The organism is Serinicoccus chungangensis, assembly GCF_001483745.1.
In the GTDB taxonomy this organism is placed as follows: domain Bacteria; phylum Actinomycetota; class Actinomycetes; order Actinomycetales; family Dermatophilaceae; genus Ornithinicoccus; species Ornithinicoccus chungangensis_A.
The window spans coordinates 480,693-497,775 of the sequence record NZ_LQBL01000028.1 but is presented as its reverse complement, the minus strand read 5'-3'; the positions used below and the strand labels follow the sequence as shown (position 1 = coordinate 497,775).

General features: G+C 75.4%; 14 protein-coding genes. 2 read left to right on the top strand and 12 right to left on the bottom strand.

Annotated features, from left to right (window positions below; all coding sequences use genetic code 11):
* Positions 1–150 precede the first annotated feature (150 nt).
* Positions 151–1,623, bottom strand: a complete 1,473-nt coding sequence (locus AVL62_RS10735; RefSeq protein ID WP_058891613.1) for a DUF5129 domain-containing protein — start codon at positions 1,621–1,623, stop codon at positions 151–153.
* Positions 1,624–1,811: 188 nt separating this feature from the next.
* On the opposite strand from AVL62_RS10735, the gene AVL62_RS10730 reads away from it, so the two are divergent.
* A complete protein-coding gene (locus AVL62_RS10730) occupies positions 1,812–2,285 on the top strand; it encodes a cupin domain-containing protein (protein WP_058891612.1) in 474 nt (157 codons plus the stop codon).
* A gap of 112 nt (positions 2,286–2,397) precedes the next feature.
* Entirely contained in the window at positions 2,398–3,300 is a 903-nt protein-coding gene (locus AVL62_RS10725; protein ID WP_058891611.1) for an SDR family oxidoreductase, read from the top strand.
* A 12-nt stretch (positions 3,301–3,312) separates the two neighbouring features.
* Here the strand turns inward: AVL62_RS10725 and AVL62_RS10720 are convergent, their stop codons facing one another.
* The 11 genes from AVL62_RS10720 to AVL62_RS10670 form a co-directional block, all read right to left on the bottom strand.
* Positions 3,313–4,038, bottom strand: a complete 726-nt coding sequence (locus AVL62_RS10720; RefSeq protein ID WP_058891610.1) for a hypothetical protein — start codon at positions 4,036–4,038, stop codon at positions 3,313–3,315.
* Between the two features lie 88 nt (positions 4,039–4,126).
* Positions 4,127–5,020, bottom strand: a complete 894-nt coding sequence (locus AVL62_RS10715) for a hypothetical protein (protein WP_058891609.1) — start codon at positions 5,018–5,020, stop codon at positions 4,127–4,129.
* Positions 5,021–5,083: 63 nt separating this feature from the next.
* Positions 5,084–6,121 carry an FHA domain-containing protein gene (locus AVL62_RS16660; protein ID WP_083518874.1) on the bottom strand — a complete coding sequence of 346 codons (1,038 nt, stop codon included), beginning with the start codon at positions 6,119–6,121 and terminating at the stop codon, positions 5,084–5,086.
* Positions 6,121–7,443: a VWA domain-containing protein gene (locus AVL62_RS10705; RefSeq protein ID WP_058891608.1), complete on the bottom strand. Its 1,323-nt coding sequence runs from the start codon at positions 7,441–7,443 to the stop codon at positions 6,121–6,123. Before AVL62_RS10705 ends, AVL62_RS16660 begins: the two co-directional genes overlap by 1 nt.
* Entirely contained in the window at positions 7,436–8,596 is a 1,161-nt protein-coding gene (locus tag AVL62_RS10700; protein ID WP_058891607.1) for a PP2C family protein-serine/threonine phosphatase, read from the bottom strand. Before AVL62_RS10700 ends, AVL62_RS10705 begins: the two co-directional genes overlap by 8 nt.
* Complete coding sequence (locus AVL62_RS10695; protein WP_058891606.1) at positions 8,593–10,887, bottom strand: serine/threonine-protein kinase; 2,295 nt, start codon at positions 10,885–10,887, stop codon at positions 8,593–8,595. Before AVL62_RS10695 ends, AVL62_RS10700 begins: the two co-directional genes overlap by 4 nt.
* Positions 10,884–12,020, bottom strand: coding sequence for a hypothetical protein (locus tag AVL62_RS10690; protein ID WP_058891605.1), 1,137 nt, complete (start codon positions 12,018–12,020; stop codon positions 10,884–10,886). The genes AVL62_RS10695 and AVL62_RS10690 overlap by 4 nt, the downstream gene beginning before the upstream one ends.
* Positions 12,017–13,474, bottom strand: coding sequence for a hypothetical protein (locus AVL62_RS10685; RefSeq protein ID WP_153011757.1), 1,458 nt, complete (start codon positions 13,472–13,474; stop codon positions 12,017–12,019). The genes AVL62_RS10690 and AVL62_RS10685 overlap by 4 nt, the downstream gene beginning before the upstream one ends.
* Positions 13,471–14,691 carry a hypothetical protein gene (locus AVL62_RS10680; RefSeq protein ID WP_058891603.1) on the bottom strand — a complete coding sequence of 407 codons (1,221 nt, stop codon included), beginning with the start codon at positions 14,689–14,691 and terminating at the stop codon, positions 13,471–13,473. Before AVL62_RS10680 ends, AVL62_RS10685 begins: the two co-directional genes overlap by 4 nt.
* Positions 14,688–16,463, bottom strand: coding sequence for an AAA family ATPase (locus AVL62_RS10675; RefSeq protein ID WP_058891602.1), 1,776 nt, complete (start codon positions 16,461–16,463; stop codon positions 14,688–14,690). The genes AVL62_RS10680 and AVL62_RS10675 overlap by 4 nt, the downstream gene beginning before the upstream one ends.
* On the bottom strand, positions 16,460–17,083 hold the full coding sequence (locus tag AVL62_RS10670; protein WP_201023251.1) for a hypothetical protein: 624 nt from the start codon (positions 17,081–17,083) through the stop codon (positions 16,460–16,462). Before AVL62_RS10670 ends, AVL62_RS10675 begins: the two co-directional genes overlap by 4 nt.

Sequence of the window (17,083 nt, the reverse complement as noted above, 5' to 3'; positions counted from 1 at the left end):
ACGGAGCCTCCGGCGAACCCCACCCGCGGCACGCCCGAGTCGGAGCAGATGCGGGGCGAGGGGGGAACGAGCACGCGTGTGCATCTCCTCGTGCAGGACCACGTGACACGCGCGTGCCTCTGCGCACGCCCGCGACACGACATACCGCAGTCAGAAGCGCGAGGAGCTCCCGGCGCCGCTGAAGCCGCCGCCCCCGCTGTAACCGGAGGTCGCCCCGCTCGAGCTGGACCGCGACTGCTCCACCGCGGCGGTGCCGGAGTGCAGGCCGGTCTGGAACGCGCCGAGCGGGTACCAGCCCCAGGACGGGTAGGCCGCGGCGAGGATCGTGGCCTCGGTGCGGCGCTGGGACCGCTCGTCGCGCATCGCCTTCTTCATGGCGACCCGCTCCTCGGGAGTCTTCCCGACCTCCTCCGCGACGGCACCGGCGAGCCGGTCCAGCCGCTCGCTCAGCCCGTCGCGGGTGGTCCGCAGCTCGTCCAGGGCGTCGTCCGGGGAGACCTCCTGCGCCTCCAGCTGCCCGCGCAGCTGGTCCAGGCGGGCCAGGGCGCCGGACGCGAACTCCCGGAGCTCGGCGACCTGGGGCAGCCCGCGCGCTTCGTCCGGCACGTCCGTCTCGATGACGGACCCGACCTGCTCGAGGTCCTCGCGCAGCGGCGCCTCCTGACGGGTCCACGCCTGGGCCCAGGCCCGGTCGCGACCGAGGAAGGTGGCCGTGTCGGCGATGACGTCGTCGAGGTGGTCCAGCTCCAGCGCCTTGTCCCGGTATGCCGTGAGCCGGGTCTGCGAGGCCTTCCGGTTGTAGGCCGACTCCGGGATCGCGCGGACCTCGTTACCGAGGTCGGTGAGCTCGCGCACCCCACGGGTGAACTCGTCGTAACGACGCAGGACGCGCCCGCCGTAGCGGGAGTCCTCGGGGATGAGCCGGGCGTGCAGCTCGGTGGCGTCCATCTCACCGACGACCGAGGCCATCCGCCGGTCGCCCTCGGCGCGCATGTCGCGGCTGACCCGGGCGCGGTGGACGCCGATGCCCAGCCAGGTGCCGGCGCCGACGGCGGTGAGCAGCGACAGCAGACCGGCGAGGACGACCCCTCCGGCCGACCTCATGAAGGGCTGCTCGATGCGGGCCGCCCCCGCCTCGAGGCCGGCGAGCGTGCCGTCCGTCCAGTCGGCCGCGCGGAAGTCGTCCTTGGCGGCGTCCTGGATCTCCAGCTGCTCCTCCTGGGGGACCTCACGGTTCTCCCCGAAGTAGGTGCCCACCAGCCGTCCCTCGGGGTCGACCGCGAAGATGAACAGGTCGTCGGCCCAGGTCTGCCCGTCCGCCGAGAGCCACTCGGTGCGCTCGGCCCGCGCGTGCTCGAGCACGGCCGTGTTGAGCGCCAGGTCGTCGGTCTGCGCCGCCTCGCCCCCCAGGGTGCTGTAGACCGCGACGTCGGTCGGCTCGTGGAAGCGCAGCCCCTCCACCCCGGCCTCCAGGGCCGGCAGGTCGAGCACCTGCGCGCCGTCGTCGACCACCAGGCTGCCGGCGGCGTGCTCGGGGGTCTGCGTGGCCCAGAGGCCGACGCTCGTCCCCACCACCCCCAGCAGCGCGACGCCACCCACCACGGCGCGGTGCACGTTGGACATGTCCCCTCTTCCCTCCGGCACCCCGGCCGGCCGATCGACGGCAGCTCCTACCCTACCGACGCCGCCACGCCGGTCCCGGTTCCGACCGGTCACGCCGGCAGCCGGGCGGAGGCGATCGCCCGGGCGCGGGAGGCGGGGATGGGCCGCTAGGTTGGTCCCGGAACCCACCTGCACGAGAGGACGCCAGCATGGTCACCGACCCCGGACCCCGGCCCAACGCCTTCGACATCGAGACCGCGACGAGGGACAACACCACCTACCGCACGGTGGCGTGGACCGGGACGTACCTCCAGGTCACCCTCATGTCCATCCCGCCCGGGCAGTCGATCGGCCTCGAGGCGCACCCGGAGACCGACCAGTTCCTGCGGGTCGACGCCGGTCGTGGCCGCTGCGTCATGGGTCCCGCCGAGGACGACCTCGACTTCACCCAGGACGTCTCGGACGGGTGGTCCATCCAGGTCCCGGCCGGGTCCTGGCACGACGTCATCAACACCGGCGACGAGCCGCTGCAGCTGTATGCCGTCTACGCCCCCTCCCACCACGCGCAGGGCATCGTGCAGCAGACGTCCGAGGACGCCGAGGCGGACGAGGACGCCGGGCGGGACGTCCCCCCGGAGTGGACCGTCCAGCCGGGCAGCGGCGAGGACGACCTCAAGGCCTGAGTCGACGGGCGCCGGGCGCCGGCCGGCGCCGGCGCGATCGTGGGTGCCCGCACTCGTGCGGGCTGGACCGTTCCACGGTGCGCGGGTGCGGCGGGCGGGGGAGGATCGAGGCATGGCCCAGAAGACCGACCAGCTGACCTTCGACGACCCGACCACCCGCCACCCGCGCGTCTCCCCGCCCGAGCAGGACCAGCCCATGCCCGGGCTGGACGCCGAGCTCGACCCGCCGGCCGACCGGGGCGAGACGTCATACCGCGGCACCGGACGCCTGCAGGGCCGTCGCGCGCTCATCACCGGCGGTGACTCCGGCATCGGCGGGGCTGTGGCGATCGCCTACGCCCGCGAGGGTGCCGACGTCGCGATCAACTACCTCCCCGACGAGCAGCAGGACGCAGACCGGATCCGTGAGCTCGTCGAGGCGGAGGGCCGCACGTGCGTGCAGCTGCCCGGCGACGTCACCAACAAGGAGACCTGCCAGCGGCTCGTCGAGCAGGCGGTGGAGCAGCTCGGCGGGCTCGACGCGCTCGTCGTCAACGCCGGCAAGCAGGTCAGCACGCCCTCCATCGAGGAGATCAGCGACGAGCAGTTCGACCTCACCGTCAAGACCAACGTCTACGCGATGTTCTGGATCTGCCGGGCTGCGGTCCCGCACCTGGAGGCCGGGTCGACGATCATCCTGTCCAGCTCCGTCCAGGCCTACAGCCCCAGCGAGCACCTGCTGGACTACGCCATGACCAAGAGCGCGATGAACACCTTCGGCAAGGGCCTGGCCAAGCAGCTCGCGCCGAAGGGTGTGCGGGTCAACGTCGTGGCACCGGGCCCCATCTGGACCCCGCTGCAGGTGGTGCAGGGCCAGCCCAAGGAGGCCATCCCGGAGTTCGGCCTCGGGCAGCCCCTGGGGCGCGCGGGCCAGCCGGTCGAGCTCGCCCCGGCCTACGTCTTCCTCGCCTCGCCGGAGAGCAGCTACGTCGTGGGCGAGACGCTCAACGTCAACGGCGGTGCCGACAGCCCCTGACCGGCGCTCGGGTCAGTCCCGGCGGTAGGGGTCGGTCGGGTCCTGCCCGGGCGGCCGCGGGGGTGACCCCTGCCCGTACGGCTGGCCGTACCCCTGCCCCGGTGCCTGCGGGTAGCCGCTGTCCTGCGGCTGGCCGTAGCCCTGCTGCGGGTAGGCGGTGCCGTAGCCGTAGCCCCCGGGCGGCCCGTCCGCGGCCTTCCGGTCCCTGCTGCGGCCGACGAGCCACAGGATGAGCCCGATGCCGGTGAGCAGCAGCAGCGGGATGAGTGCCAGGATGCCCAGGCCCGCGACCGCCAGGCCGATGGTGGCCCCGATGCTGATGCTCGGGGACAGCGACGCGGCGCCGCCCTCGCAGGTGAACGTGTGCTCCCCGGTGGCGGTGGCCTGGTAGGTGCCCACCAGCTGGGCGTCGACCTGCTGGTCACCGGTGTCGAAGGTGCTGTCCTGCGTGAGCGCCGACTCGGTGCCGTCCGGCCCGGTCACCGTGCACGTCGGGGTCTGGCTGCCCTCGGCGGTCACCAGCCGCAGGTCGCCCTCCTCCATGGAGACGGTCGTCTGGCCCCCGTCGATCGGCGTCCCGCCGCCCTGGAGGTCGCTGAACATCCGGGCACCCTGCACCCCGCCCCAGACGACGCCGATCCCGACGATGACGGACAGGACGAGGCCGATGATGAACATCCACTTGCCGGCCGTCGTCAGACCGCTGCGTCGCGGTGCCGGAGGGTTCCCGTAGCTCATGGCACGACCTTATCCGCCACCCCCGGCGTCGCGCGCACCGTGGGTCGAGGGCCTACCGGACGGGTCGGGGACGACTCGCACCAGCCGGTCACGTAGGGGTGGTGTCGTCCTCGTCGTCGTCGACGAAGACCAGCTGACCGGAGGCGACCAGCTCGGCGATCTGCTCCTCCGACAGCGCGGCCAGCTCCTCGTCGCTGAGGTCGACGAACTCGGCGTCACCGTCGGCGGCCCCGGCCTCGGTCCCGGCCCCGGTCTCGGCGTCGTCGTCGCTGCCGGCAGGCCGCCCCGCCTGCTCGGGCCGGCCGTCTCCGGCCTCGTCCTCCCACCACTCGTCGGCCCCCTCGGCCGGAGGGGCGTCGTCGAGGATCTCCTCCCCGTCCTGGCCCCCGTCGGGCGCGCGGACGAGAAGGAGCAGCACGCCCCCGATGAGCACCATCGAGAGGCCCACGAAGGTGCCGAGGGTGCCGAGCGCGAGCCCGCCGAGGCGGAGCAACGCGTTGGCCGGGCCGACGTCCGGGGCCACGACGACACCCAGACCCTCGCAGTCGATCTGGTGCTCGCCGGTGTCCGCCGCGGTGAACCTGCCGACCACCTGGAAGCGGGCCAGCGCCGTGTCGATGCCGACCCGGCTGCCCTCCTCGGCCAGCGTGGTGAACGGTAGCTCCCCGCCGGGACCGGTGATGGTGCAGCTGATCTGCTCGACCGGGGTCGGGGCGATCTCGCCCGGTGCGACGAGCCCTCCGGTGACGTAGAGGGTGCGCTCCGTGCCCTCGGTCAGCGAGACCGTCGCGGTGCCGTCGAGCAGCTCGGCCGAGTTGGACTGGAGGTGCTCCAGCAGGGAGCGGGTGGCCCACCCGCCGACGAGGGTGACGACGAGGGACACGACGGCCAGCAGGCCCCCCAGGCGCAGCAGGTGACGGCCGGAGCGGCGCAGCCGGGCTCGGCTGGTGCGGGTCGTCGGCGCCGGGGGGTCGGTGGGCATGGGGACGACTCTAGGTGCACCGGTGGTCCGGACGCAGGGTGCGGCACGCCGCCGCTCCCGCGGTCAGCCCTGCCCCGCTCGCTCGGCCGCCGTGGCCTGCCGCAGCACCAGCCGGGTCCAGGCCCCGACGTAGATGCGGTCGTCCCGGTCGATCTCGACCCGCTGACCGGGCGTCAGGGCCTGCGTGGGCAGCGGCTCGCCCACGACCCCGACGTAGGTGCCGTTGCTGCTGCCCAGGTCCTCGATCCACCAGCGGGTCCCGTCGCTGGTCAGCTGGGCGTGCCGCCGCGAGACCGCGCTGTCGGCGCCCGCGTCGACCTCCGGGCGCACGCCGAGGCTCCCGGAGGGCCGACCGACCATGACGACGCTGCGTCGCACGACCACGACGTCCGGGACCCCGGCGCTGGGGCACGCCTCCGCGGTCTGCTGCACGGCATACCAGTCGGGGTCGACCCAAACCTCCACCACCCAGGTGTCCGCGAGGTCGCGCGAGGGAGGGGTATGCCGTGGCCGGGCGTGACCGACCGCGGCGGGCTCGGGGGCGGTGGTCGCCGGGGGCGGCTGCGGTCCGGGCGCAGGTTGCGGCGTCGGGCCGGGCCGGGACTCCGGCCCGGGCGCCCCGGGGCCGGCGTCGGGCTCGGGCGCCTCGCTGTTCTCGGGGTCGACGACGGGGTCGACGACGGGGTCGACGACAGGATCGGCGTCGGGGTCGGCGTCCGGCTCGGGCGCCTCGCCGTTCTCGGGGTCGACGACGGGGTCGACGACAGGATCGGCGTCCGGCTCGGGCGCCTCGCCGTTCTCGGGCTCGGCGACCGGTCCCTCCGGTTCCTCGGGCTCGGCACCCAGCGGGAGGGCGCCGGTGGTGAAGTCGTAGCCGCACGCCTCGCAGAAGAGGGCGTCCGCGACGTTGACGCCGCCGCAGTGCGGGCAGGACTGCGTCTGGGCGACCGGCTCGTCGAGGTCGAGGACCGACCCGCCGCCTCCCGGTGACGGCGCACCTGCCGCCCCGGCCGGGGCAGCGGGCGCGGCGGCGATGGGTGCGCCGCAGGTGTCGCAGTAGTCGGTGGCCTCGCTGTCGTGGCCCTCGGGGCACCTCACCATCAGCTGGGCCGCACCCGGGTCGTCTTGGTGGAGGCGGTGTCCAGCTCCATCTCGTCGAGCTTGTCGACGTTCCGGCGCAGGCGCACCCGGCCGGTCGCGGCGTCGTCGATGTCGACGACCCGCGACAGGCGCGACGTGGCGCCGTCGTCCCCGGTCTCGCGGGCCAGCTGCACGGCGCGCCCCAGCCGGGACGTGGCGGTCACGTCGTCGCCCATGGCCTTGGCCCGCAACCCCTCCTGGATCGCCGAGGCCAGCTCGGTCTGGCCGGTGTAGTGCGCGACCTCCGGGCTGATCTGGGCCGTCAGCACGTCGTCCGCCGACCAGGCCGCCTTGACCAGACCCTGCGTGCGGACCTCGCCACCCACGACGAGCTGCACCCGCGAGGCGAGCTGCTCCTGCCCGACCGCCTTGGGGGCCAGCCGCACCGCGACGTGGTAGTCGCGGGTCTCGTCGCCCCAGGCGCCGGTGTCGTAGCCGCCGGTGAGCGCGTTGACCTCGACCCGGCGACCGGAGAGGTCCTCCAGCGTGGGGCTGACCTGCTTGACGAAGAGCACCTCGGCACCCTGGGGCGCCCACACGCGCAGCTGCGCGTCGCTGACCCCCTTGCCCATCGAGGACGCCATGAGGGCGGCGAAGTCCTCGCTCAGCCCGTCCCAGGTGCGGATGAGGTCGACGCTGCCCAGCAGCGTCTCGGCGATGCGGCGGACCTCGGCCACCTGCCACGCCGCACCCAGCCCGCGGCAGTCGACCTGGAACCGGCCCCGCACCTGGTCCAGCGCCCAGCTCAGCTCCTGCGGGGTCTCGTGCTGGTTGGCGCCGTCGGTGAGCAGGATCGCGTGCCGCTTGGACAGCGAGGGCACCGTAGCGAACAGCTGGCCGGCCGCCAGCAGCCAGCGGCCCATCGCCGTCCCCCCGCCGGGGGCCAGTCGCTGCAGCGACCGCTTGGCCTCCAGCCGGGTCTGCGCCGACATCCGGGCCATCGCGGCCGAGGTGCCGGTCGGGTAGCACAGCGCCGCCTCGTGGTTGCCCGCCACGATGGCGAACCACACGCCGTCCACGATCTCGTCGAGCGCGGCGGACGCGGCGTAGGCCGCCGCCTGCACGCCCTGGACGTCCATGGACCCCGAGACGTCGACGATGATGACCTCGCCGGCGTCGCCGCCGGACCCGCCCTGGCCCCACGCGCTTCCCGCGCCGCCCGCGCCGCCCCAGGCGACCACCTCCCCGGCCCCGGAGCAGGTGACCGAGACGATCGCGTGCACGTCGGTGCCCCCGTCGGGCAGGAACTCGTTCTGGTGGACGGTCGAGGTGAACTCAGCCATGGGTCCCATCCTGCCTCGCGTCCCCGCAGCGGGCGAGGGCGACCGTGATGTTGTCGGCACCCCCCTGCTCGTTGGCCCAGTCCACCAGGCCCTGGGCCAGCGGCGCGGGGGAGCGACCGGCCCGCGCGGCGACCGAGCGGACCACGGCAGCGAGGTCCCTGGGGTCGGAGGCGTAGTTCCACAGACCGTCGCTGGCGAGCAGCAGCCAGCCGGGGGCGGCGACGTCGTGCACCGTGGTGCCGGGCCGGTGGTCGGGGGAGTCCGGCCCCAGCCACCGGGTGATGGTGTGCGCGAGCGGGCCCGCCTCGGCCTCGGCCCGGGGTATGCCGGCGCGCACCTGCTCCTCGGCCATCGAGTCGTCGCTGGTGAGCCGCTGCGGCTCCCCGTCGTCGGGCAGCCAGTAGGCGCGGCTGTCCCCGATGGAGGCGATGCTGGCGCGGCCGTCCTCGACCACGGCGCTCACGTAGGTGCACGACGGCGCGTCGCGGTGGTTCTCGCCGGCCACCTCGGCCACGGCGTCGGCGGCGGCCCGCGCCGCCCGGTCGTGCCGCTGCTCCGGGTCGCCGGACCCGCGCAGCTGCTCGAGCGCGGCCTCGGCGGCCGCGAGGCTCGCCTCGGCGGAGCGGGGGGCGCTGGACACCCCGTCGCAGACGACGAGCACGGCCCGACCCGGCTGGTCGTCGTCGGCCCACAGCGCCATGGCGTCCTCGTTGTCGCGGTGCCTGCGGCCCCGGTCGCAGACCCCGGCCACCGTTGCCGAGGGCGCGGACGTGACGTGGTGGCGCGGGTCGGGGCGGCGCTCCCCGCACTGCGTGCACCACCCCTCCGCGTCGAAGCCGCCGCCGCAGGAGGCGCAGGTGCCGTGGTCGGCCTCCGGGGCGGGGGCGGGGGCGGCGGCCGGGGGCAGCGCGCCGTCCAGCACCAGCATCGGCTCCGGCAGCGGGGGAGGGCCGTCGCTGAACGGCTCGGGCTCCTCCTCGGCACCGGGCTCGTCCTCCATACCGGGCTGGTCCTCGGCGCCGGGCTGGTCTTCGTCACGCGGCCCGGTGGTCGCGGCCTCCGGCTGCTCGGGCTGTTCGGTGGGCCGGGACCCGGGCGCGGGGATCGGTGCGGTCGGGTCGTCCGGCAGCGGGGCGGTGGTCGGGTCGCTCATGTCCAGCTCCAGGGGCGGACCGCGTTGGCGCGGTCGATGAGCCCGGCCCGCTCCTGCGGGTCGGGGGTGTAGTCGGCGAGGACGCGGTACTCCCGCTCCAGGGCGCGCTGCAGCGCGTCGCGGGTGAGCGGGACCTCACCCACCCGCCAGTCCGGCTGGGGGCCGTGCTCGGTCACCTGGTCGAGCGCCTGCTCGTAGATGACCGCGTTGAACTGCGCGCGCTGGCGTGGGTCGAGGGTGAGGCGGGTGACCGAGTGCATGGACTCGCGCAGGTCCGCGAGACCGCCGCGACGGCGCAGCAGCTCGGCCCGCAGCCACCGGGCCCGGGGGTGGGCCCGGCTGCTCGCCGGCACCGAGTCGAGGGCGGCGATGGCGCCGTCCACGTCGCCGCGGGCCAGACGCACCCGGTGCAGACCGAAGGCGGCAGGGGCGACGTAGGCCGCGTCCGTGCGCCACGCCCGCTCGTAGTCCAGCTCGGCGGCCTGGTCGTAGCCGGCCAGCTCGGTGGCCAGCGCGAGCGCCATGCGCGGGGCGATCTCACCGGGCAGGGCGTCCCGCACGGCGGCGAAGTGCCCGCCGGCCTCCTGCGCGCGCTCGCGCACGTGCTCGCCCTCGGCCTGCGAGAGCGCCCACAGCCCACGGACCCAGGACCCACGCCAGTCCCAGGGGTCCTCGGCCAGCAGACCGCGCACGGCCTCCTCCACCCAGCCGCGCTGGCCCATCCGGATGCCGGCGCGGGCCCGGGCCAGGAAGACCTCCGGGGTCTCCTCCGGGGCCCCGGCCAGCGCCTCGTAGGTCGCCTGCGGGTCGTTGGTGCTGCGCCCCGAGACCCAGTCGAGCATGGGGTCGGTGTCGTCCCGCTGCAGCTCGGGCAGCTCCCACCACGACAGGGTCTCCCCGGTGGTGACCGGGGGGTCGAAGGCCGGGCTGTGCGCCGAGAGGGTCGCCGGCCGGCCCGGCCCGCTGGCCGCCACGACCTGGCGCAGCACCCCGACGAGCTGGCTGCGCAGCTCCTCCACGGACAGGAAGCGGTCGTTGGGGTCCGGGGCGCAGCACCGCGCGACGACGCGGTAGAAGGCGTCGTGCTCGCTGAAGGCCGGGACCTGGGACAGGGGCGGGAGGGAGTGGACGTACTCGCTCTGGTAGCCGCGGAACTCGAAGGTGAGCACGCACAGGGTGCGGCCGATGGTGTAGATGTCGGAGGCGACCGAGGGGCCGACCTCGGCCACCTCGGGCGCCTGGTAGCCGACCGTGCCGTAGATGGGGGAGTCCAGGTCGTCCTGCCGGCGCACCCCGCCCAGGTCGATGAGCTTGATGCCGTCGCCCTCGTGGATGAGGTTGTCCGGCTTGAAGTCGCAGTAGAGCAGCCCGAGCTCGTGCAGGTGGGTGAAGGCGGGCAGCGCCTCGATGACGTAGGCCAGGGCCTGGTCGACGGGGAAGGGCGTGTAGCGGCCCGCCTCCGCCATCCGGTCCTGCAGCAGCTGCTTGAGAGAGCGCCCGCCGACGTGCTCCATGACGGTGTAGGCGTCCTCGTCGTGCTGGACGGTGTTGTAGATCTCGACGATGAGCGGGTGCTTGACCTGGGCCAGGAACTGCTGCTCGGCGACGGCGGCGTCCAGGGCGTCCTCGTCGCCGGTGTTGAGCAGCCCCTTGAGCACGACGAAGCGGTCTGAGACGTTCTTGTCGCGGCCCAGGTAGATCCACCCCATGCCCCCGTGGGCGAGGGCACCGACATTCTCGTACTGCCCCGCCACCAGCTCGCCCGGATCCAGCTTGGGGGTGAAGGAGTAGGGGGCGCGGCACTGCGGGCAGAAGCCCTGCTGACGCCCCTCGGCCTGCCCGGCGGCGCGGCCGACGTCGGCCCCGCAGACGGGGCAGACCCGCCGGTCCTCGGGGACGCGCGGGTCGACCATGAGCTTCTCGGTCGGGTCGGTCACCGGGACGTCCGGCACGTCGGTGAGCCCCAGGCCCAGGCGGGAGCGGCGGCCGGCCGCACCGGCGCGTCGACGCCTGACCCGGGCCGCGCTCACGGCCTGCTGCGTCTGCCCCGGCGCCGGCGTGGCGACCACCTGCACCGACCCCTGGGCCGGGTCGGCTCCCACGGAGCTCCCCGAGCTCCCCGAGGCCCGGGAGTCCCCGACGGCAGGGGAGGTGGTGCCCGCGGCGCCGCCCGGGCCCGGCCGCACCGGGGTCGCCTCGATCGGCGCCTGCCGCGGCTCGGGCGCACCGCACACGTTGCACCAGCCGTCCTCGTAGCGGCCGGTGCACCCCGGCTCCTGGCACGCGGTCACGGTCGTCCTCCCATCGCGGTGGCGAAGCTCTCCTGGGCCTGCACGAGCGCCTGCAACCGGGTGAGGTCGGTCGGCCGGGTCGCCAGCAGGGCGTCGGTCTGGTCGGCGAGGGCCTCGATGGCCGGCTCAGGCTCCCCCGAGGCCTGCGACAGCTGCAGCCGGACCCGGGCCGCGCGCTCGGTGAGGTCCTCCAGCCGGGCCAGCGCGGCGGCATACTCGCCCTGGGCGACGGTGAGGGCCCGCTCGACACGCTCCAGCCGCTCCCGGTATGCCGTCAGCTCGGCCGGGTCGCCGGGCACCGGGCCGAGGGCCGCGACGTCGGGGACGCCGAGGCGGGGCGCCGGGGTGACCGTGGCGCGGGCGCGGTGGGCCAGCGCGCGGACGGCCTCGCCGCGGGCGGAGAGCTCGGCCACCTCGCGGGTGGCCTGGGCGTGGTCGGCCTTGGCGTGCGCCCGCGCCGACGCGGCGACGATGAGGTCACGCTCCACCGTGGCGGCCTGGGACTCCAGCGGGCCCAGCAGTCCGCCGACGTCCGCGCCGCGGGCCGCCCGGTCGGTGATGTCGGTGAGCCGCTGGTCGAGCTCGCGGTGCGCCCCGGCGGCCGAGCCGGAGCGGGCGTCCGGGATGAGCGCGACCTGGTCGGCGATGCGCTCGACCTGCTGGCGCAGCGCGCGCAACCGGCCGGGCAGGTCGGGGTCCGCCCCGTCGAGGCGCAGCCTCGAGCGCAGCGAGGAGGCCAGGGAGTCCGAGAGCCGGCAGGCCTCGGGCAGGGAGACCGCCAGGGACTGCGCCCCGCGGGTGCCCGGCTGCTCGAGGCTGCCCCAGACGAGGGTGGTGATCCGACGTCGCTCGCGCTCGCCCACCCGGCCGCTGTCCCAGGTGGCCTGGATGAGCGCCAGCCGGTCCGCCACGGCCTGCCAGAGGGTCATCGAGAGGGTGACGTCGGGGGTGACCGCGGCCCGCTCGTGCGCATCGGCCACGGCCAGCGCCGCCTCGTCGAGGGCGGCCAGCTCGCTGCGCCGACGGTCCTTCCACCGCAGCATGGCGTCCAGGTAGGCCAGCAGCTCGGTGTCCGGGACGTCCGCCCCGATGCTGCCCGGCGCGGCGGGCGCGGTGGCGTGGGCCGGGCTCACGGGGTCTCCTTCCGGCGTCGGGCCAGCGACTCCGCCCCGAGGCCGGCGAAGGGCAGCAGCACGGCCAGCCCCAGGCCGGCGCCCAGCAGCCCGGCGGAGGGACCGGTGGTCGCCTCGGCCACCACGGCCTCGCGGGCCGTGACCAGGTCGGCCTCCAGGGGGTCCCGGGCCTGGTCGGCCGCCGCCACGAGGTCGAGGGCGGCCGTGCGCTGCTCCTGCTGGCTGCTGTCCCCCGTGAGGACCCGGCCCAGGTCGGCGCGGGCCTGCGCCACGGTGCCGTCCGGGTCCGCGCCGTCCTCGAGGCCGTAGTGCTGGTTCCAGTAGCCGTACTCGTCGTCCTCGGTCTGCGACGGGTCCAGCGAGCGCAGCCCCACCACGACCCTCAGGTCCTCCTCGACGACCCGCTGCAGCCCCCCGGGACGGTCGCTCGCCTCCTCGTGGGCCACCACCGCCCGACGCCACCCCGGCTGCGTGTCCTGGACCACGAGCAGCGATGTCGACAGGGCCGCCAGCACGAAGAAGGCGCTGGCGACCTTGGCGCCCGCCCGGAGCAGCACGACCGCGGCGACGACGAGGACCAGGGCGCCCGCCCACAGCAGGAGGGTGCCGAGCGCCGACCCGGGCCGCAGCTCCTCGAGCTCGCGCTCCACGTCCCAGGACGAGACGGCATACGCCATGTCCCTGCGCGTGTCCTGCCAGGCGGTGGCCGCGCGGACCGGGCTCACCGCGTCGCCGGACAGCCCCGGCTCGGCCTCGGAGAGCCGCTCGGCGGCGTAGGGGTCGATCCCCTCCCGGCCCAGCACCTCCAGCGCGGCCGTCACGCTGGGCAGCCGCCCGGCGTCGTCCGGCGGCACGGGGTCGCCGGTCGCGTAGCGCACCAGCTCGGTGTCGAGGGACGACACGGCGTCGCGCAGGTCGGCCTGCGCGGTGTCGAGGACGGTGAGCGTCCGCGTCTGCCCCTGCTCGACCCGGTCCGTGGACAGCGTGCTGCCGAGCGCCAGCAGGAGCCCGGCACCCAGCGCGAGGGTGGCGGCGAGCCCGAGCCGCGGGACCCGTGTGCCGAGCTCGGCCCGGGCCGCGTCGAGGAGCTCGCTGTCGGAGCGGCGGGCGGCCCGGCGGGGCGTCCGGGGCAGGTCGACGTGCCGACCGGAGCTCGCCGCCTCCCGGCGCAGGCGTCGCTCGGTCCGCAGCAGACGCCGCTCGGCGTCGTCGATCTCGCGCTGCCGGCGGGCCAGCTCGCGCTCGGCGCGGCGCCGCTCGGCGGCCAGCTGCTGTTCGGCACGCTCGCGCTCCTCGCGGGTACGGTCGGCCAGGTCGCGGCGCGCCTGCTCCAGCTGCTCCTGCTGGGCCCGCAGCTCCTCGACCGTGGTGTCCTCGACGTCGGGCAGGTCCTCCCCGATGATGGTCATCGGGGGGAGCTCGGGCTCGCCGCCCCTCCTGCGGTCCTCGCTCACCGGTAGTCCCGCAGCCGCTGGGTGATGCCGGTCCAGGCCAGACCCGCCGCCACGACACCCAGGAGCAGCGCGCCGGCCGCGGTGAGGGCCGCCGGTGCGCCGACGCCGGGGTCGACGCTGGCCAGGTCGTCGCTCACCCGGTCGGCCAGGGCGCTCTCGACCTGGGCGTAGGCGTCGGCGCTCGCCGCCGGGTCCTCCCCGGAGGAGACCTCGGACCACGCCTGCTCCAGCTCGGGGTCGTCGAGCCGCTCCAGCGCCTGCGTGGCCTCGGTCACCTGCTGCTCCGGGGCATCCACGTCCACCCCGCCGGCGGCGGCGACCTGGGCGGTACGGGCCTGGTAGACCTCCTGCAGCGCGGTGGTGGAGGCGCGGGTGTCCTCGACGTACTGGTCGTAGTCCAGCGGCAGGGCACCGGGGTTGACCGACAACCAGGTGAGGCCGGCGGTGATGAGCGTGGCGCCCGCGAGCGGGAGGTTGACGATCCGCCGGGTGCGCAGCGCCAGCCACACCATGATCCCGACGAGGACGACGACGCCCAGGGTGCCCACCACGGTGGTGAGCACCGAGCGTGACCCGGTGAGCAGGGCGTCGGCGCGGGCGTCCGCCACCGCGGCGACCTGCTCGGTCGCTATGCCTGCGAGACGCGAGGCGTCGGCATACACGTCCGTGGACTCCTGCGCCGCGGCCCGCTCCACCCCGGTGACGAAGGCGCTCCAGTCGCCGGCGGCCACCCCGGCGTCGTCGCCCATGCGGCTGAGGTCGGTGGCCGCCGCCCGCAGCACCTCGTCGTAGGCCTCCAGCGTCTGCTGGTCTACGCCGTCCGGGTCGGTGACCCGCTGGGCGGCGAGCAGGTCGGCGCGGGGTATGTCGACCCTCGCCTGCTCGGCGGCCGCCCACTGGTCGGCGACGACGTTGGGGGTGGCGTTGATCCCGTCGGTCGAGAAGGTCCCGGTGGCGACCACCCCGGTGAGCAGCGCGGCCGCGGCCGCCCCGGCCCGGGCCAGCCGCAGGAGCCGGGGGGTGCTGGACGTCTCGTCCCGCCGCCGCTGCTGCCGCGCGGTCAGGGCGCGCCCGGCGGGCTGACCGGTCCCGGGCTGGGTCTGCGACGGGGTCTGCGCACTCCCCGACGCAGCGGCGGCCGTCGATGTGGTGGCCGCGGGGGTCGTCGTCGGGGCCGGTCGGGCGGAGGCCGCAGACCCGCCCTGCGGGGTGCTCACGCCGGGTCCTGCCCGTGGCTCGGACCCGCGTCGCTCGGACCCGCGTCGCTCGGACCCGCGTCGGTCCGGCCCTCGTCGGTCGCCCGGTCGAGGTCCTGCACGTCGGCCGGCCCGTCGTCGGTCGGCCCCTCGCCGGTGACCGAGAGGTCGATCGCGTCCCGGTCCTCGAAGTCCTCCCGCTGCAGCGTGCGCAGCTCCTCCACCGAGACCCCCTCCGTGTCGCGCAGCCGCCACGCGTGCCGGCCGATCGCGGCCTCGAGCAGGTTGCGCGCGAACCGGCCGTTGCCGAAGCTGGGGCCCCGTGGCGTGGCCGCCAGGATCTCGGTGAACCGGGTGAGCGCCGGCCCGCTCAGGTCGTAGTCCATCTGCGCGGCGAGGTGCTGCAGGATGGCGGCCAGCTCCTCGTCGGTGTAGTCCGCGAAGTCGATGATGGTACGGAAACGGCTCTCCAGGCCCGGGTTGGTCGCGATGAAGTCGGCCATCGGGTCGGGGTAGCCCGCGACGATGACCACGAGGTCCTCGCGGTGGTCCTCCATCTCCTTGACGAGGGTGTCGATGGCCTCCTTGCCGTACTGGTCCCCGCCCAGGCTGTAGGCCTCGTCGATGAAGATGACCCCGCCGTGCGCGCTGCCCACGACCTCCGCCGTCTTGGCGGCGGTCTGGCCGAGGTAGCCGGCCACCAGCTCGCTGCGGTCCACCTCGACGAGCTGGCCCTTGCTCAGCAGGCCGAGCGCGCGGTAGATGCCTCCCACCAGCCGGGCGACGGTCGTCTTGCCGGTGCCCGGGTTGCCGACGAAGACCAGGTGCCGCGTCAGGGTGGCGACCTTGAGCCCGGCCTCCTGCCGTCGCGCGTCCATCTTGAGCACCGCGACCTGCCGGTGGATCTCGGCCTTCACCCGCTCCAGCCCGATGAGCTCGTCGAGCTCGGCGAGCAGCTCCTCCACCGAGCGCTCCGGCTCGGCCTCGGCCTCCGGCTCCTCCGGTGGCGTCTCGGCTACGGCCTGCTCGGTCTCGCCCGCCGGCACCCCACCGGGCGTCGTGGATGGTTGCCCCTGGTCCCCACCGGGCGTCGTGGATGGTTGCCCTTGGTCCCCACCGGGCGTCGTGGATGGTTGCCCCTGGTCCCCACCGGGCGTCGTGGATGGTTGCCCCTGGTCCCCACCGGGCGTCGCGGATGGTTGCCCCAGCAGCTCGCCCAACCGGGCGGACTGCTCCTGCGCGCGCCGCAGCAGCGCGCTGGACCAGGTATGCAGCTGACCCGGGTCGAGCGCGCCCGCGCCGGTGACGGGGCCGGGGCCGACGGCCGGTGCCGCGTCGGGCGGGGTGAGCCCCTCGGTCGCCGTCCCGGCCCCGTGGGCCGGCGCCACGCCGGCGGCCGCCAGCTGGGTGCGCCCCACCGAGGTGGCCTTCCCGATGCTGAGCTGGCCCGCCCCGGGCAGGGTGCAGGCCGCCGTGGCGACGTCGGCGAGCGCCCGGGCATACCCCGACGCGCGTGGGCTCCGCTCGGCGACGAGCGTCGAGAGCAGCGGGGTGGGGATCGAGGCATACCTGCGGCCCCGGGGCACCGCGCCGAAGAAGTCGCTCGCCGGCCGGTCGAACGCGCCGGCCCACAGCGTGTGCGCGCTGCTCGGCCCGGGCTGCTCGAGCACCGCGGCGGCGATGACCTGCCCCTCCGCGCGCGCCGCGCGCTCGTCCAGCCCGGCCTCCCTGCCCACCCGGGCGAGCAGCTCGACCGCGTCCCTGACCGCGCCCGTCCCCGTGCTCGTGCTCATCGTGCCCCTCCCTGCGGTGGCGTCAGCGGGCTCACCCCGTCCGCCCCGTCGTCCGTGCTGCCGGGCGCCTCGGCCGACCCGCCGGGCGCGGGCGCCGGGACGTGCTCCTCCTCGGTGATGCGCAACGAGCCGCCGGCGCCGGAGGAGCCGAACTTCTCGGCGATGAACCGACCCTGCGCGACCAGCTCCTGGGCGTCCTGGCGGTAGACCGCGTCGAAGACCCGGTCCATCGTCAGCCCGAGCAGGTCGAGCTGGTCGACGAGCACCATGAGGGAGGTCTTGGCGCCGTCGACCGGCCGGGTGTCGGCATACCGCCGGGGGAGGCGCTGGTAGGCCCCGATGGCCTCCGGCAGGTAGTCGGTCGCGGTGGCGACGACGGTGTAGCCGAGGTCGCTGCCGCTGAGCTTCTCCAGCCGCGGCAGGGTGTCGCGCACGGTGTCGATGACGCGGGCGCCGCGGGCGACGACGACCGAGGGGAGGGCGCTGGAGCCCAGGAGCTCCTCGGTCGAGCCGAGCGCCTCGTGCACGTCCTGGGCGGTCGGGGGAGCGGGCAGCTCCAGCCGGTCGTCACCGGGTGCCGGGCGCCCCAGCATCCGGTCCAGGAGGTCGGAGAAGCCCAC